Annotated in this window: 14 protein-coding genes; 8 read left to right on the top strand and 6 right to left on the bottom strand. The window is 65.1% G+C overall.

Features of this window, described 5'->3' with window-relative positions:
• The first annotated feature begins 37 nt into the window (after positions 1-37).
• The 4 genes from AC1DIM_RS05380 to AC1DIM_RS05365 all read left to right on the top strand — a co-directional run bounded on the left by AC1DIM_RS05380 (position 38) and on the right by AC1DIM_RS05365 (position 3268).
• Positions 38-1111 (top strand): adenosine deaminase, encoded by a 1074-nt coding sequence (locus tag AC1DIM_RS05380; RefSeq protein ID WP_477709462.1) that lies wholly within the window; start codon positions 38-40, stop codon positions 1109-1111.
• A 238-nt stretch (positions 1112-1349) separates the two neighbouring features.
• Positions 1350-2291, top strand: coding sequence for a pullulanase X25 domain-containing protein (locus tag AC1DIM_RS05375; RefSeq protein WP_477709461.1), 942 nt, complete (start codon positions 1350-1352; stop codon positions 2289-2291).
• A gap of 129 nt (positions 2292-2420) precedes the next feature.
• On the top strand, positions 2421-2966 hold the full coding sequence (locus AC1DIM_RS05370) for a YceI family protein (protein ID WP_477709460.1): 546 nt from the start codon (positions 2421-2423) through the stop codon (positions 2964-2966).
• 5 nt (positions 2967-2971) lie between these two features.
• Complete coding sequence (locus tag AC1DIM_RS05365; protein ID WP_477709459.1) at positions 2972-3268, top strand: acylphosphatase; 297 nt, start codon at positions 2972-2974, stop codon at positions 3266-3268.
• A gap of 18 nt (positions 3269-3286) precedes the next feature.
• On the opposite strand, the gene AC1DIM_RS05360 is transcribed toward AC1DIM_RS05365, so the two are convergent.
• The 3 genes from AC1DIM_RS05360 to AC1DIM_RS05350 all read right to left on the bottom strand — a co-directional run bounded on the left by AC1DIM_RS05360 (position 3287) and on the right by AC1DIM_RS05350 (position 9544).
• Positions 3287-4513 (bottom strand): MFS transporter, encoded by a 1227-nt coding sequence (locus tag AC1DIM_RS05360; protein ID WP_477709458.1) that lies wholly within the window; start codon positions 4511-4513, stop codon positions 3287-3289.
• Between the two features lie 56 nt (positions 4514-4569).
• On the bottom strand, positions 4570-8247 hold the full coding sequence (locus AC1DIM_RS05355) for a TM0106 family RecB-like putative nuclease (RefSeq protein WP_477709457.1): 3678 nt from the start codon (positions 8245-8247) through the stop codon (positions 4570-4572).
• A 100-nt stretch (positions 8248-8347) separates the two neighbouring features.
• Positions 8348-9544 carry a TerC family protein gene (locus AC1DIM_RS05350; RefSeq protein ID WP_477709456.1) on the bottom strand — a complete coding sequence of 399 codons (1197 nt, stop codon included), beginning with the start codon at positions 9542-9544 and terminating at the stop codon, positions 8348-8350.
• A gap of 249 nt (positions 9545-9793) precedes the next feature.
• Between AC1DIM_RS05350 and AC1DIM_RS05345 the strand changes: the two genes are divergently transcribed.
• Positions 9794-12121 carry an FdhF/YdeP family oxidoreductase gene (locus tag AC1DIM_RS05345; protein WP_477709455.1) on the top strand — a complete coding sequence of 776 codons (2328 nt, stop codon included), beginning with the start codon at positions 9794-9796 and terminating at the stop codon, positions 12119-12121.
• Between the two features lie 14 nt (positions 12122-12135).
• Here AC1DIM_RS05345 and AC1DIM_RS05340 read toward each other — a convergent pair whose 3' ends face one another.
• Both AC1DIM_RS05340 and AC1DIM_RS05335 read right to left on the bottom strand, forming a co-directional pair.
• Entirely contained in the window at positions 12136-12483 is a 348-nt protein-coding gene (locus AC1DIM_RS05340) for a DUF6457 domain-containing protein (RefSeq protein WP_477709454.1), read from the bottom strand.
• Positions 12484-12562: 79 nt separating this feature from the next.
• Positions 12563-13537, bottom strand: a complete 975-nt coding sequence (locus tag AC1DIM_RS05335) for an aldo/keto reductase (RefSeq protein WP_477709453.1) — start codon at positions 13535-13537, stop codon at positions 12563-12565.
• A 157-nt stretch (positions 13538-13694) separates the two neighbouring features.
• On the opposite strand from AC1DIM_RS05335, the gene AC1DIM_RS05330 reads away from it, so the two are divergent.
• From AC1DIM_RS05330 to AC1DIM_RS05320, 3 genes are all read left to right on the top strand, one after another.
• Positions 13695-14042, top strand: a complete 348-nt coding sequence (locus tag AC1DIM_RS05330; RefSeq protein WP_477709452.1) for a GNAT family N-acetyltransferase — start codon at positions 13695-13697, stop codon at positions 14040-14042.
• A 75-nt stretch (positions 14043-14117) separates the two neighbouring features.
• Positions 14118-15497, top strand: coding sequence for an MFS transporter (locus AC1DIM_RS05325; RefSeq protein WP_477709451.1), 1380 nt, complete (start codon positions 14118-14120; stop codon positions 15495-15497).
• A 117-nt stretch (positions 15498-15614) separates the two neighbouring features.
• Positions 15615-16082, top strand: a complete 468-nt coding sequence (locus AC1DIM_RS05320) for an SRPBCC family protein (RefSeq protein WP_477709450.1) — start codon at positions 15615-15617, stop codon at positions 16080-16082.
• A 19-nt stretch (positions 16083-16101) separates the two neighbouring features.
• On the opposite strand, the gene AC1DIM_RS05315 is transcribed toward AC1DIM_RS05320, so the two are convergent.
• Positions 16102-16599, bottom strand: a complete 498-nt coding sequence (locus tag AC1DIM_RS05315; RefSeq protein WP_477709449.1) for a DinB family protein — start codon at positions 16597-16599, stop codon at positions 16102-16104.
• Positions 16600-16639 lie beyond the last annotated feature (40 nt).

Raw genomic sequence — 16639 nt, 5'->3', positions numbered from 1 at the left:
TAGCGGTGAAGCAGCCGGTGGGCGATATCCTGAGTCGATGGACAATTACCCGGACACAGCTGCCGATCCGCTCCCGGACACTGCCGCCGATCCGCTCCCGGAGACGGAGCTGCCCGAGGCCGACGAAGCGCCGCAACTTCTGCCGCTCGCTGAACTGCACCTGCACATCGAGGGCACGCTGCAGCCCGAGCTGATCTTTGAGCTGGCCGAGCGAAACGGGCTTGCGCTTCCCTACTCGGGCCTTGAAAAGTTGCGGGCGCTGTATGAATTCAGCGACCTTCAATCGTTTCTTGACCTGTACTACGCCAACATGGCGGTGCTGCAGACTGAGCAGGACTTCGCCGACATGACCCGCGCCTACCTGGCCCGGGCCGCCGTTGCGGGGGTCCGGCACGCCGAGATCATGATGGACCCGCAGGCCCACATCTCCCGCGGCGTCAGCCTGGAAACCTGCGTTAACGGTGTGGCCTCGGCCCTGGCCACGTCCGTGGAGGACTATGGAATTTCCACCCTGCTGATCGCCGCCTTCCTGCGCGACCTCTCGGAGGAATCAGCGCTGGAGGTCCTGGACGGCCTGTTGGCCATGAACGCGCCCATCGCAGCCATCGGCCTGGACTCGGCCGAAGTGGGGAACCCGCCGGCCAAGTTCGAGCGGTTGTTCGCGAAAGCCCGCGCAGCGGGCCTGCGGCTCACCGCGCACGCAGGCGAGGAGGGTCCGGCGTCGTACATCCTCGAAGCGCTGGACGTCCTGGGCGTGGAGCGGATTGACCACGGCATCCGCTGCATGGAGGATCCGGACTTGGTGGAGCGTCTCGTGGACGAGCGGATTCCGTTGACGGTCTGCCCGCTGTCCAACGTCCGGCTCCGCGCCGTGGATACCCTGGCTGACCATCCGTTGCCGGCGATGCTGGCCGCCGGGCTCAACGTCTCGGTTAATTCGGACGATCCTGCCTACTTCGGTGGCTACGTGGATGACAACTTCGCGGAGCTGCAGGCCGTGTTTGGGCTGTCGGATTTTGACAGGTCCAGGCTCGCAGCCAATTCAATCCATTCGTCGTTTGCTTCGGAAGAGCGGAAAGCTGAGCTTCTTGACGAGTTGAACGGTGGGTAGCACCGGCCCGAAGGGATCGCTAAACTGGGACTCGCGCGCGTTTGGGAAGTGAGCGGCGGTTCCCGGAAAAGCGGCCCAGGGTTGAGAAAACAGCCCACTAGCCGAGACTCTTGCCTCAGTTCCGCTGTAATCGACGTCATAGTCGGTCACGACACGCAGAGTTAACCATTTCAAGTCGTGCGATTTAATACGGTCTTGGCAAGATGCCTTAAGACAGATCGCTTCACTAAGGGGAATCATGGCCAAGTCCACCGCAGAAAACACCTACCTTCGACTCAAGACCGTGCTGGATGTCCTGACAGAGGGCACGTGGACCGGCGAGGCGCGCAACGCCGGTGAGGTCCTGGCGGAAGCCACTGCCCGCGTGCCGTTCACCGAACATGAAGCCACGCTGCTCAGCGGCGGCATTCCCCGCGGCCACAAGACCCTCACCTCCGCCACCGCAAAGCTGGTGAAGGCCGGCTGGCTGGTCAAGGGCCGTTCCGGCTGGACCATCAGCGAGGACGGCATGCGCGCCACCGTCGCCTTCGCCGATGCGGATAACTTCGCGGCAGCGCTCGACGCCGGGACTCCCGTTCCGGCCGACACACCGCTTCCCGTGGCTCCCGCTGTACAGAAGGCACCCGCCAAGGTGGCGGCCGCCAGCACGACCTCCGGCGCGAAGGCAGTGGCTGCTGAGGCACCTGCGAAGAAGGCGCCCGCCAAGAAGGCCCCGGCCAAGAAGGCTGCCGAGGCTGTGGGCAAGGCTGCGAAGCTGATCGAGGAAGCCGTGGAGCCCGTGGTCAAGGCCGTCCGTTCGCGCAAGGCGCCCGCCACGAAGGCCAAGGCCGACGGCGTTGCGGCGGAGCCGCTGGAAGGCCCGGATGAGGAGACGTTGCCGCAGCCCGAAGCAGTGGCTGTGGCTGGCGACTTCAACACGTTCCTGGGTGCCCCGGAGAACTGGGCGCCGCAGTATGACGAGTCGCAGATGGACTTCGACTTCAGCTCGCAGCTGTGGACGAAGAGCACCGAACTGCCTGCCGGCTACTACACCTTCAAGATTGCGCTGAACCGGTCGTGGACCGAGAACTATGGCGCATTCGGTACGTTCGACGGTCCCAACCACGAACTGCACCACGACGGCGGCACTGTCACCATCCGCTACGACCACCGCACGCGGGACATCACCATCAACTACTGATGGCTCCAACCGCTGCCCGCGGTTATGCGACGGCGCATTCTCTGGACAAAAGGTCCTGAGTGAAGCAGTGTGGGAACCGGCTGTACTAGCCGGTTCCCACACTGTTTCCCAGCACAAGGAGATGCAAAAGTGACCCTTCCCTCAGGCCTGACATCAGGCGTCTGGAACCTGGATATGTCCCATAGTGAGGTCGGCTTCACGGTCCGCCACGCAGGCATCAGCAAGGTCCGCGGCCGCTTCACCGACGCTTCGGCGGAAGCCCGCGTTGGCCAGTCCCTGGCCGATGCTTCCCTTCACGCCACGGTCAAAACCGCCAGCTTCGAGTCCGGCGACGCCAACCGCGACGGGCACGTCAAGGGCCCGGACTTCTTTGACGTGGAGCAATTCCCGGAGATGACGTTCCGTGCCACCTCGGTGGAGGGCGACGGCGAGGATTACACGCTCACCGGCGATCTCACCATCCGCGGCGTCACCAAGCCGGTGGAGCTGGAGGTCGAATTCACCGGGGTTGCCGTTGACCCTTTCGGCGCCACCCGCGCGGGTTTCTCCGCTGAAACCGACATCAGCCGCAAGGAATTCGGCCTGACCTGGAACGCGGCTTTGGAAGCCGGCGGCCTGCTCGTCAGCGACAAAGTCAAGATCAACGTCGAAGCTGCGCTGGTCAAGCAGGCCTGAGTGCCATGACCACTGGAAGTCCCCATCGGGGCGATATCCGGCTCTCTGCCCGCGTCTTTGGCGTGGTGCAGGGAGTCGGTTTCCGTTTCTGGACCATGGGCAAGGCTGACGAGCTTGCGCTCAGGGGCGTGGTGAAGAACCTCGACGACGGGTCCGTGTCGGTGGTTGCCGAAGGACCGCAGGAGCAGGTGCATCAGCTGCTGGACTGGCTGAAGTCGGAGAACGCTCCCGGACGCGTGGAACGTGTGGAAGAGGACATCTCGGACGCGGACGGGTCCTTCCGGGACTTCAGGGCCCGCTGACGCCGTTCCTTGCGAACATTACCTGCGTTCCCTCGGGCCCGGAGGGTAGGCATGGCGCCGGCCGGCCAGGATCAGGACAAACGCAACGGCGGCAGGAATGGCTGCAGCAACCGGGATCAGCACCGGCCCGGCCACGGTCAGGGCGGCCGCCCCGAACATGGCCCCGATGGTGATGCCCACCTGGATGGTCAGCACGGTCAGGCCGTTGGCGGCGTCCCGGTATTCACCGCCCGCCCGGAGGATGGCGGACTGGTTGTAGATTCCCATGGCGCCGATGCCAGTGCCCCACACGAACATGAGGAGCAGTGCCGCGGGCATTGTGAGGTCTCCGCCGGCCAGGCTGCCGAGTGCAACGGCGGGCAGGGCGGTGCCCACCAGCGGAAGCAACAGCAGCGAGACCACCACGCCGGCGACGGTGATGAGATGCCAGCGCCGCGGCTTTGAATCCACAGTGATGCCGGCGATCCAGATGCCCACCAGGCCGGCGACGCCCAGGACGCTGATGGACAGCGGGATGCTGAAATCGGGGAGCCGGACCTCGCGCAGGAACGGGGCAATGTACGTGAACAGCGCGAAGTGCGCCATCAGCATCAGCGGCCACCCCACGGCGATGGTTTTCACGCCGGGCTGCCCGATCGCCTTCCGGAGCGACGGGCGCGGAGCGTCGGGGATGCGGCGCACCGGTGGAAGCAGCCACACGGCGAGGAGGGCCAGCAGCACGCCGGAGGCAGCCAGGACCAGGAAGGCTGAGCGCCAGCCGAGGAGGTTTCCGAGCGCGGTACCCACCGGGGCGCCGATGGCCAGGCCCAAACTGTTGCCGCTGAAGACGATGGCCAGGGCCTTGCCTACTTGGTGGGCGGGGACAATCCGGGCCACGAACGGGGCCATCGCGGACCACAGCAGGCCGTGGGCGATGCCGCCCACCACCCTCGAACCCATGGCGGCGCCGAAGTCCGGGACCACTGCCACGAGCGCGTTGCTGGCGGCGAACGTCAGGATCAGGGCGATGAGTAGGAAGTGCCGCGGTACCCGCGCCAGGGCCATGGACAACGGGATGACGGTAATGACGATGATGGCGGCGTAGCCTGCGGTCAGGTAGCCGGCCGTCGCCTCCGAAACCTTGAAGTCAGCGCTGATCTGGGGCAGCAGGCCTGACGGCAGAAGCTCGGTAGTGATGGCCGTGAAGCCGATGGCAGCGAGGACGATCAGCGCGCCGACAGGCAGCTTGTTGGTCTGGGATGTCACCCACTGAACTTACCCTGTTGATGACTACCTGCCGTGATGGCTACCTACGGTGATGACTACCTGCGGTGATGACTGACTGGGCGGCCCGGGCTGAGGCCAATGAAGGCGCCGAGCTCCTCGAGTCCCTCGGGCTTGGACGGCATGTAGTTGGTGAGTTCCGGCGAACGGACTATCACCGCACGCCATTGCCCCCGCGAAACGGCGACGTTGATCCGGTTCCGGTTCAGCAGGAACTCGGCACCCCGCGGAGCCTCAGCCACCGCGGAGCAGGCCATCGAGACCACAACCACCGGAGCCTCCTGGCCCTGGAACTTGTCCACCGTGCCCACCCGGACGCCGGCAAGGCCCGCCAGCTGCAGTTCCTGCCGGATCAGCTGGACCTGGGCGTTGTATGCGGCCACCACCAGGATGTCCTCGGCCGTCAGGGGCCGGGCAGGTTTGTCGCCGCCGGGAATCCACTTCAGCCCGATATGCCGCTGCGCCTGCCTGACCACCTCGGCCGCCTCTTCCGGGGACGACGTGGTGTTCCCGCTGTGCGCCACGAACACGGTCTCGACTCCGGCCGGCAGCTCGGCCAGGCTCCGCAGCGAAGCCGCGGGCGCAGCTTCGAGCTTGCCGTCGTAGCTGAGAACGGACACGGCACGGCACAGATCAGGATGCATGCGCCAGCTGTCGGCCAGGAAGTAACCCAAGTTCTCCGGCAGGGTGGCATGGCCGGCGGCGAGCCAGCCCAGAGCCGACTCGTCCACCGGCTCGGGGTGCGCGCCCTGCGTGACCTGCGGCAGCTGCTGCGGATCGCCCAGGAGCAGGAGGCGCTTGGCGGCGCGGGCCACGGCCAGGGTGTTGGCGAGGGAGAACTGCCCGGCCTCGTCAATCACCAGCAGGTCCAGTGATCCTGCGGGGACCGACTTGCCGGTCAGGGTCCAGGCGGTGCCGCCCACCAGTGCGCCGCCGGGGGAAGCCATGAGGGCCGCGACGTCGTCGTCCTTCGTCCGGCGCCAAGGCACCGGGTGTTCGGTGACGATCTTTTTTGCGACGCGGGCGGGGTCCACTCCGGCGCCGTCGATGGCGGTGCACAGCATGTTTTCCACTACTGCATGAGACTGCCCCACCACACCTATTTTCCAGCCCCGGGCCACCAGCCTGGCAATGACGTGGGAGCCCACATAGGTTTTGCCGGTACCGGGAGGTCCCTGCACGGCCAGGTACGAATGGTCGATATCCAACAGCGAGGTTGTGATCGCGCTGACGTAATCCGGCGCGCCGGCGCTGTCAGTTTCGGGGCCGCCGTCTCCAACCGGTGCGGGTCCGTGGAGTGAACGGAAGCGCGGCGGGAGCTTGCGCAGGATGTCAACGCCGGGATGCCTGGGGAGGGAAGGAACGGCGGTGCCCACCTCCTCCGCGAGTTCCGCCAGGGCGGCTTCGATGCTGGCGGTGCGGACGGGCTGGTCCTCGGTGAGTGCCACCGGGATGTGTGGGTACGCCGGCACCTTGCCGGTTTCCTTCTCCTCGATGGTGATGATGCTCTGGCCAGGGATCCGGGGGTGGTCCTCCACCGCTGTAACCAGGGTGCCGAAGGTGAAGCCCCGGCCGGTGCCTCCGGAGGGATCCTCCAGGCCGTCAGGCACCGGGGAATCATAAAGCCGGCACCAGGTGCTGCCTGGCTTGAAGTCAGAGCCCTCGCTCATTGTTCCGGTCAGCCTGAGCGTGCGGGTGCGCATGCGCACCGTGGGCTTGGCCAGCGCCCACTCAGCCACCACCTCCGCTGTATCCACCACAAACACGTTGCGGTGATCGGACCAGAGGTCGATCCCGGCTTCGGTGCGGTCGAAGTGTTCCCACCAGAACTGCTTTCTTTCCCGCCGGTGGTACCCCGTGGCCGCGGCTACCATCGCGATGGCCCGTTCGTCGTTCGTCCACTGACGGGTGTCCGGGAGGCCGGCCAGGTACCCCTGGAGCCTGAGCTCGCCCGGAGTTGGTTGCGCTTCAGGCACTTCGGGTCGCAGCAGCGCCGGTGCGCCGCCGTCGTGCGGTTGCCCTGTTCCCGGACTCACGGCGGTGTGGCCCGGAGCGTGGGCAGAGTCCCGCAGTTCCAGCAGCCAGTCCCGGAGGCGGAGAGTGGAGAGGCAGTCGTACTCGTTGTAGTCGGAGATTGAGGCGAGGATCTTCGCAGCTTCCGCGGCATCGCCGCCGTCCCGGGCCGCGCAGTAGGCGGCGTAGGCCACCACGGAGGCGCCGGCGTCCTTCACGTCGCCGGAGCGAAGGTTGTCCCCCATGTACAGGGGCTCGAGTTTCTTGATGGAGTAGGACGGCTCGGAGATCCTGAGCGAATGCCGTGCCGTGGCGTAGAGATCCACGAGCACCCCTGCGCGAAGCCAGTTGTCCACGATGTCCTCGCCCGCCAGATGCCGCACGGACAGGTTCCGCAGCGCTGATTTCTCGTACGCGGCGTAGTGATAAACGTGCATGTCCGGAAACCGCGCACGGCGCTCTTCCACATACGCCAGGAAGTCCAGGAAGGCCTGCCGTTCCCCGGAGCGGGAATGCGCCCAGAAGGGCCGGAACGCGGGGCTGTTGACATCGCCATCCTGCCTGGCAGCAGCGGGTGCCTCGACCACACCGAAGAGGTACTCCAGGCCCCACTGGCTCGTGGCCGGATCCTGCCACAACGGATCGCCCTCGAAGTCAAAGAAGATATCGCCCGGGCTGGGCGCCGGAATGCTGGCCAAGGCGTTCTCCGGCAGGACCTTGAATGCGACCGTATGGTCTTCGCCGTCCTTGATGAAGGTGCGGGTACCGTCCGGCACGTCACGGCGAAGCTGCATCCGGGCCTGGTCGCGGAGCCGTGCCACCGAACCCGAGGCCTTGCCTGACGGGAGATCGGCCAGCGCGTCAATGGTGGTGATGCCCTCGGCAATGAGCTTCTTGCGCCGGACGGTGCTCATGCCACCCACCATGAGGAGGTCGCGGTGGGCCTGGACCTGCTCGGCGCAGTAGTTGCACCGGCCGCAGTAGGTGATGCCGGCCTGCTGCCACTGCACCGCCGAATCCTGCTCCCGGTGGGCGCCGGTCAGGTCACGGAAGCGGTCGCGGCGCTCGCGGAAGACGGGCAGCAGGTCCGGCAAGGAGTGGTGGCTGCGGACGTAGTCGCCGTCCACCACCGCGCCCAGGACCAAGGTGACCCGGGGCGAAGGGTCCAGGCCCATGCCGATGAGTTGATCGCCGTAGGCGGCCAGCTGCAGAAGTGCCCCGACCTTGGCGTGACGGGCCAGCTTGGTGTCCCATACTTCGTAGCGGCCAGGGTTGCCGGTGCCGGCGGCTTCATTGACGATGAAGTCCGCGTAGCCCAGGAATTCGCCGTCGAAGAACGTGGCCTGGAAGACGACGTCCGCCCCGGCCCGGAGCGCAAGCTCGGTTTCGGCCTGTTTGGCGAGAAGGTCCCCGCGCGTGTTGTCCCCCCGCTCAATGGAGTACACACCGGCGGCGCGGCTGGCATCCCAGCTGCCGTACTGCTGGATGAGGCCCGCCAGGACCTTTTCCTCGTGCCTGTCACCGAGTTTCCCTGCCCGGCGCTGCATCTCGTCCTCGGGAAACTGGGCTTTGGGGGAGCGGCCTAGCTTCTCATCCATGATGCGGAGCGTGCGGTACTCACACTCGCTGGCGGCCACCAGATCGCTGGCGGAAAACACCAGGTCAGGAGTTCCTGTTTCAGTAGCAGGATCGAGCAGAAACACGGGGCCTCCCCATTGATTTCCCTGGCCGAAGGAAAGCTCCAAAAGCCATGATCTGAATCTATCAACAGGGACTGACAATCAGCGCCCAGCCAGCGGGACACTACTCCTGGGCGGCCCGTATCTGGGCTTGGTCGTGTTCGGTGTGAGCGCTGCGCAGGAGGTCCATGAACTCGGTTTCGTTGCGGACCAGCCGCTTGTACTTCTCCGGCAACTTCCGGATCTGGTCCTCCTCGCGGACCATCTTCGCGAATATCCGGTCCCGCTCCACAATGTCCGTCTCGTAGTTCAGGTCAAGGTACTCAACAGCGTGCCGCCTGGCGCCGGATACCGCGTTCTTGGCCTTGCCTTTGGGGCTGAAGACGGAGGCCAGGATGGTGACCACCAGGACGCCCAGGATCACCGTCAGGGAGACGCCGGTGCTGACTTCCACCACGTTGACCGGCCCGCCGTCACTGATGAAGGGCAGGTTGTTTTCGTGGAGCGCATGCAGGATGAGCTTCACGCCGATGAAGCCCAGGATTGCCGCCAGGCCATAGGAAAGGAAGATGAGCCGGTCCAGGAGTCCGTCAATCAGGAAGAACAGCTGGCGCAGGCCCATCAGCGAGAACGCGGTGGCGGTAAAGACGATGAAGACGTTTTGTGTCAGCCCGAAGATCGCCGGGATGGAGTCCAACGCAAACAGGAGATCCGAACCGCCAATCGCCACCATCACCAGGAGCATGGGGGTGAGGACGCGTTTGCCATTCTCCATGGTGAACATTTTGTCGCCGTCGTAGTGCTGCGACGCCGGGAGAAGTCGTTTGGCGAGCCGGACCACCAGGCCTTCGCTGTCGTCGTTGTGGTCATCGGGCTTGAGCAGGTTGCCGGCCGTGATCAGCAGGATGAGCCCGAAAATATAGAACACCCACGCGAAACTGTTGATCAGTGCTGCGCCCAGGAAGATGAAGGCCGTGCGGGCGATGAGGGAGAAGACAATGCCAAACAGCAGCACCTTTTGCTGGTCTGCACGGGGCACCTTGAAACTGGCCATGATGATCAGGAACACAAAGAGGTTGTCCACGGACAGGGCCTTCTCCGTGACGTAGCCGGCAAAGTATTCGGTGCCCATGGTGGCGCCGCCAAACAGGAGCACGCCAAGGCCGAAGATCAGCGCCACGCTCACGTAGATGGCTGACCAGACGGACGATTCCTTGAGCGAGGGCGTGTGGGCCTTCCGGACATGGAAGAAGTAATCGAAGGCCAGCAGGCCCACGATTCCCGCGATAGTCAGTGTCCAGGCAACGGGGGAAACTGCCACGGTGGGGGCCTTTCGTGGTGGGTTTACCCCAGACTACCCAAGCCGGTTTCAGGATGCTTCAGCCCTGGTGAGCAGCCTACGCGAGGTGGCCTCCCGCCGTCGTCGGCCGCCGGAAAGCACCCCATCCTGGGACGCTACCGGGTGGCGCTTCCTTGACTTCCGGGACGCCCTGAACAAGTGTGGAAGGGACCCGTACCATTCTGAAGATTTTCGTGTTGACGATGTCAGATTGAAGAAGGAGAGTGCAGCGTGGCGCGTAAAAATCCGAAGGTCGAAGAGGTCAACGAGGCTGACATCGAGGTCACCGGCCACCCCAAGTCCTGGGCCGCCGGCGTCCCGGGCGTCTACCATTCCATGGAGCCGGCCATAACGCACATGGGCGCGGGGCGCGCGGGGAAGACCCTGCTGGCGATGAACCAGAAGGACGGCTTCGACTGCATGAGCTGCGCCTGGCCTGATCCGGACCACCGCAAGACCTTTGAATTCTGCGAAAACGGTGCCAAGGCGGTCACCTGGGAGGCCACGCCTGTGCTGGTCGGCCCCGAATTCTGGACCGAGCACGCGGTGAGCGAACTCCGCGAACGCTCCGAATATTGGCTCGGGATGCAAGGGCGCCTCACCACGCCGGTTTACAAGGCCGCGGGTGAGGACCATTACCGGCCAGTCAGCTGGGACCGGGCGTTCACCATCCTCGCGGACAAGCTGAAGTCCCTGCCGAGCCCGGACCAGGCCACCTTCTACACCAGCGGCCGGACCTCCAACGAGGCCGCATTCCTGTACCAGCTGTTCGTCCGGGCATACGGCACCAACAACCTGCCGGACTGCTCCAACATGTGCCACGAATCCTCTGGCTGGGCCATGGGGCAGACCATCGGCATCGGCAAAGCCACCGTCTCCTACGACGACTACGCCAAAGCGGACCTGATCATCATCATGGGCCAGAATCCGGGCACCAACCACCCGCGGATGCTGACCGCCCTGGAAGAAGCCAAAGAAGCCGGCGGCCAGATTGTGGCCATCAACCCGCTGCCCGAGGCCGGCCTGCGCCGCTACAAGAATCCGCAGAAGGTCAAGGGCATCATCGGCCACGGAACCCAGATTGCGGACCAGTTCCTGCAGATCCGGCTCGGCGGTGACATGGCCCTCCTCCAGGCAGTCTCCAAGCGCGTGCTCGACGCCGAAGCCAGGAATCCCGGCACCGTGCTGGACCATGCCTTCCTGGCGGAGCACTGCCACGGGCTGGAAGAACTGAAGGCGCACCTCGCCGAGTTGGACGAGGCAGCCGTCCTGGAGGCCACCGGCCTGCGGACCGAGGAAATTGATGAACTGGCGGACCGCTACCTGAAGGCCGAGAAAGTAATCGTCACCTGGGCCATGGGCATCACGCAGCACAAGAAGGGGGTGGCCACCATCAAGGAGATCATCAACCTCCTGCTGCTACGCGGCAACATCGGCAAGCCGGGCGCCGGCGCCTCACCTATCCGCGGGCACAGCAACGTCCAGGGTGACCGGACCATGGGCATTTGGGAGCAGATGCCGCCGTCGTTCCTGGACGCCCTGGGCAAGGAATTCAGTTTCGACCCGCCGCGTGAGCACGGTGCGGACTCGGTTGAAACCATCAGGCAAATGCGCGATGGCCGGATCAAGGTTTTCGTCGGAATGGGCGGCAACTTCGTGGGCGCCATTTCGGACACCCAGGCCGCCATTTCGGCGATGGAAAAGACGGAAATGTCCGTCCAGATTTCCACCAAGCTCAACCGCTCGCACACCGTGACCGGTGCCGAGGCACTGATTCTTCCCACCATGGGCCGCACCGAGATTGACCTGCAGGAGTCCGGGCCGCAGTTTGTGTCCGTGGAGGACACTGTCTGCGCAGTCCACGGCTCACACGGCGCCGTCCAGCCGGTGGCATCCGGGCTGCTGTCCGAGGTGGCCATCCTGAGCCGGCTCGCCCAGAAGGTGGTGGGTGAGCGGGTCAACGCTGACTGGGCCGGGTTCGAGAAGAACTACGACCTCATCCGCGACCACATTTCCCGGGTGGTCCCCGGGTGCGAGGACTACAACGGGAAGGTCCGGCAGAAGGGCGGCTTTGTGCTGCCGAACGGTCCCCGGGACTCGCGAACCTTCGACACCCCACTGGGCAAGGCGATGCTCACGGTCAATCAGCTCGAACACGTCGAACGGCCGGCGGGCACGCTGATCCTGCAAAGCATGCGTTCCCACGACCAGTTCAACACCACCATCTACGGCAATGACGACCGCTACCGCGGCATCAGGAAGGGCCGCGAAGTGGTGTTTGTCAGCCCGGAGGACCTGGCCGGCCTGGGCCTCAGCGACGGGCAGCACGTGGACATTCACGGCGTGTACCAGGACAACGTGGAGCGTGTGCTGCACAACTACCGGGTGGTCTCGTACCCCACCGCGGCGGGCTGTGCCGCCGCATATTATCCCGAAGCCAACGTCCTTGTTCCGCTGGACAGCGTGGCCGAAGGCAGCCAGACGCCTGTGTCCAAGGCCGTGATCGTGCGGCTGGAGCCCGTCAAGGCACACGCGCCGGAGGCCGTGGCCGCCGGCTGAGGGTTGCGAAAGAGCTACTGCGCGTTGTGCGTCCAGCCCTTCGCGCCCGGCTCCGGGTGGGGGTTTCCGTGTTGGCGGGCGTCCTCACAGAGGCTGAAGGCGACGTCGGCCGCTTTGGTGATGGACGCCGTCGAGGCTGCCTTGGAACCGGCGCTTCCCGTGCCGGCCTCGAGCGCGGCCGCGTAGCCCACCAGGAACGCAGTAATCGGGGCTGCTGCGTGGGTCACGGAATCTGCGGATTTCCGGGCCAGCTCAAGGACCAGCTCCTGATCCAGTTTCAGGTCCAGGATCTGCAGGGCCTGGGTCAGCTTGTGGGTCCACTGATCCAAAATCTGAGCTTCTTCTTCGTCGTTCAGGGCCATGGTGTCTCCTTCGTAGTGGGCAGGTACATGGTGGGCAGGTACGTGGAACGGGTTCGTGGAGGCCGGCAGCTGTCCGCAGTCAGGTGTCGATGGTGGACATGTTGGGGTAGCGGGCCCCTGCGGCAACCCCGGCCGGTGCCAGTTCATCGAGCTGCCGGAGGTCCTCCGCGGTGAGCTCGACGCCTACGGCGCCGAGGTTCTCGGCGAGCCGTTCGCGCTTTTTGGTGCCGGGGATCGGGACGATGTGCTGGCCCTGGGCCAGCAGCCAGGCGAGGGCGAGTTGGGCGGGGGTGCATTGTTTGTGGCCGGCCAGTTCTTTCACGCGGTCCACGAGCTTCAGGTTGCGGGCAAGGTTTTCGCCCTGGAACCGGGGGGAGTGCTGCCGGAAGTCGTCGGCAGCGAAGTCGTCGGCGGAGCGGATCTGGCCTGTCAGGAAGCCGCGGCCCAGCGGGCTGTAGGGCACAAAACCGATCCCCAGTTCCTCGAGCACCGGAAAGACCTTGGTCTCGGGTTCGCGTTCCCACAGCGAGTACTCGGTCTGCAGCGCGGTGATCGGATGCACGGCGTGGGCTCGTCGGATGGTCTCCGCCGACGCCTCGGACAGGCCCAGATGGCGGACCTTCCCTGCTTCGACCAGCCCGGCCATGGCCCCTACGGTGTCCTCGATGGGGACGGTTTTATCCACGCGGTGCTGGTAGTACAGGTCGATGTGGTCCACGCCCAGTCGCTGGAGGCTGGCATCGCAGGCGGCGCGGACGTAGTCAGGATGGCCGTTGATGCCTACCCAGGAGCCGTCCTCGCGGCGTTCGTTGCCGAACTTCGTAGCCAGGACGACGTCGGCCCGCCGCCCTGCGATGGCGCCGCCCACCAGCTTTTCGTTGGTGAAGGGCCCGTACATGTCCGCGGTGTCCAGCAGCGTCCCGCCGGCGTCGAGGAATGCGTGGATGGTGGCGATCGATTCCTGTTCGTCGCCGGTCCCGTAGAACTCGCTCATGCCCATGCAGCCCAGGCCCAGGGCGGAAACGGTGAGTGATCCAATCGTGCGGTTTTCCATGCGGTTCTCCTTTGCGGCGGAACTGGCTCAAGGGCCTGCCTTTCCGCAAGCCGGATGGTGCACCGTAGGCCACTATAGGCACGTTGTGTGGGGGGTCACAACAGGTTCGCTCGGCAGCGTTAGGGTGGGGGAAGGCCCGCAGCGAAGGAGAATCCCTTTGAATGACATCACTATCAGCAACAATCCGGACCGCGAGCGGTTCGAGGTTCTGGATGACGGAAAAGTTATTGGGAAGGCCTGGTACAAGGCGTACGACGGCGACGGGCCGGCGGAGCGGATTTTCTATCACACGGTGATCAATGAGGAACACGCGGGGCAGGGCCTGGCAGGCAGGCTGGCCGAAGTGGCGCTGGACGAGACGGTTGCCGCGGGCCTGCGGATCGTCCCGGTCTGCCCGTTCATCAAGAGTTACATCGCCAGGCACCCGGAATATGAGGCAAGTACGGTGGCCATCACGCCCGCGCATCTGCAGTTCCTGGACAGGGCACTGGCTGCCCGCGCCTGACGTTCTTCCCGCTGGTGCCGGCCGGAACGTGTCATCAAATCGTGCTTCGAGCACCCGGTAGAGCAAACTGTTTCCGTGAGCAACCAACCCCGAACCCGGCTGGCTGTCGCCGGCCTCAGCCTGGGCACGGCGCTGAACCCGCTGAACTCCTCCATGATCGCCGTCGCGCTGGTGGTGCTGCGCGCGGATTTCGGGCTCGACGTCGCAACGGTCACGTGGGTGATTACCTCCTTCTACCTCAGCTCCGCTGCCGGCCAGCCGCTGATGGGCAAGCTGGCGGACAGGTTCGGGCCGCGCCGGATGTTTATGCTCGGCATGGCACTCGTGGCCGTTACCTGTGCCCTCGCGCCCTTTTCGCCGAACTTCGCGCTGCTCTGTGTGGCCCGGGCCGTGATGGCGTTGGGCACGGCCGCGGCATACCCGAGTGCGGTGGTGATGGTGGGCGTGATGGTCCACCAGTCCGGCACCGCCCAGCCAGCCAACGTCAATTCGTCCCGGCCCCTGGGGCACATCCAGATGGCCAACACGTCCGCGGCGGCCGTGGGACCGGTCATCGGTGGCCTGCTGGTGGGCTTTGTCGGCTGGGAGGCGCTGTTCCTCATCAACGTTCCGCTGGCATTGGCAGCGCTGCTGATCGTGCGGCGGGCGGCTCCCGCCGATGCGGTGCGGGAACGTGGAAGTTTCGCCGCGCTGGTGCGGGATTCGGATATCCCGGGAATCCTGGGCTTCGTCAGTTCCCTGCTGCTGGTGATGATGGCCCTGCTCGACGTGGCGCCGGGGTACCGGTGGCTGCTGCTGGGTGCCGGAACCGTGACGGCCGCGCTGTTTGCCTGGCGTGAGCTGCGTTTCAGCCCGCCGTTCCTGGACCTGCGGCTCCTCGGCAGGAACCGGCCGCTGATGCTGGTGTACGTGGGCTTCGCCGTGTTCAACAGCGTCTACTATTTTGCGTTCTTCGGCCTGCCCCAACTGCTGCAGGAGTCGGGCGGGTACGAACCTGGCCTGGTGGGGCTGCTGATGCTGCCTCTGGCCGCCGCATCCGTCCTGGCCACCCCGTGGTCAGTCCGGGCGATGGGAAGGTTCGGCGTGCGGCGGGTGCTGATTGCCGGCGTCGTACTTCTTGCAGCGGTGTCCGCCCTCATGTGGCTCCTCACCCAGTCGCTGGCCATACCGCTGGTCCTGGTTCTTACTGCCCTGATGGGTGTTCCGTTCGGGGCGGTGAGCATCGCCTCGAACCAGGGCATGTTCGTGTCCACCCGGCCGCAGGAACGCGGCGTTGCTGCCGGAATCTTCCAGACGTGCCGCTACCTGGGTGCCATCACGGCCACCGTCCTGATCGGCGTGTTCGCAGCCGACGGCGTGGACCAGGAAAGTTGGGGACTGATGACTGTGACCATGCTGATCCTCACCGCGGCGGCTTTCGCAGTGACGTTGATGTGGCGGGAACGCAAAGACTAACAACTGCAGGGAATCCCGGGTGGCTGTAAAGGGCAGCGTTAACGGGTGGTGAACACGACATGGATTGTCCTGCCGGGGTCTGGTGGATTCCCGCCGCTGCCCGCTTATGATGGCCGCATGTCATCCTACGAAGTTACCCGCAGCGCCTTCATTCCTGCCTCGCCGGAAGAGATTTTTCCGTTGGTAAACAGCTTTCTTGAGTGGACAAAATGGTCGCCGTGGGAGAACGTCGACCCGGAAATGGACCGTTCGTACGCAGGCAACGACGCCGGCGTCGGAGCCCGCTACGCCTGGAGCGGCAACCGCAAAGCCGGCAGCGGAAACATGGAGATTGTTGAGTCGGATTTTCCCGGGAGCATCAAGGTGCGGCTCGAATTCACGAAGCCGTTCAAGGCCGTGAACCCCACCTCGTTCACGTTTACCCCGGCCGACGGCGGCACCCGGGTGACGTGGCGGATGACCGGGGAAAATAAGGGGTTGGCCAAGGTTTTTGCCCTGGTTGTGAACATGGACAAGATGGTGGGCGGCGATTTCGAGCGCGGCCTGGCGGCTTTGTCCACGGCGGCGACTGCCAGCAAAGCCTGACCCTGGGCTGTTTCCGGTTCTAGCTGTCGAGGATCTGCTCGCGCAGGATGTCGGCGTGGCCGCAGTGCTGAGCGAGTTCGCGCAGGACGTGCAGGTACACCCAGTGCAAGGGGAGCGGGCCGCGTCGGTTCCCGGGGAGCATGTCGTCGAGAGCCAACGATGACGTCGCCTGGCGCGCCGCCTCGCACGCCTCCCGGTGGGCCTGCTGGACACTGGCGATGGTGTCCTGTTCTGTCAGGACGAACGACTCATCAGGCCCGGCTGGTATGCCGATCTCGGCGCGGGACCGGCACGTGACGGCTTCGTCGAACCAGACTTTCTCCACGAAGGTCGCGTGCTTCACCAGGCCGAGCAGGGTGGTGCGGGAAGCCACCAGGGACCGGCGCGCCTGCTCCTCGGTCAGACCGTCCAGGCAGGCGTTGAGCATGTTCCTGTGGTCATCGATAAATGCCTCGAACTGGGCGCGGGCAGGCTGGCGGATGACGTTCTCGGCGAAAGCGGTGTGGGGAGCGGTCATCCACGCAGTATCGCAAGGCCGGGGCGCGGAGGCAACGGCC

This window comes from Pseudarthrobacter sp. 01T43 (genome assembly GCF_056398665.1).
This window is presented reverse-complemented; position numbering and strand designations above follow the sequence as displayed.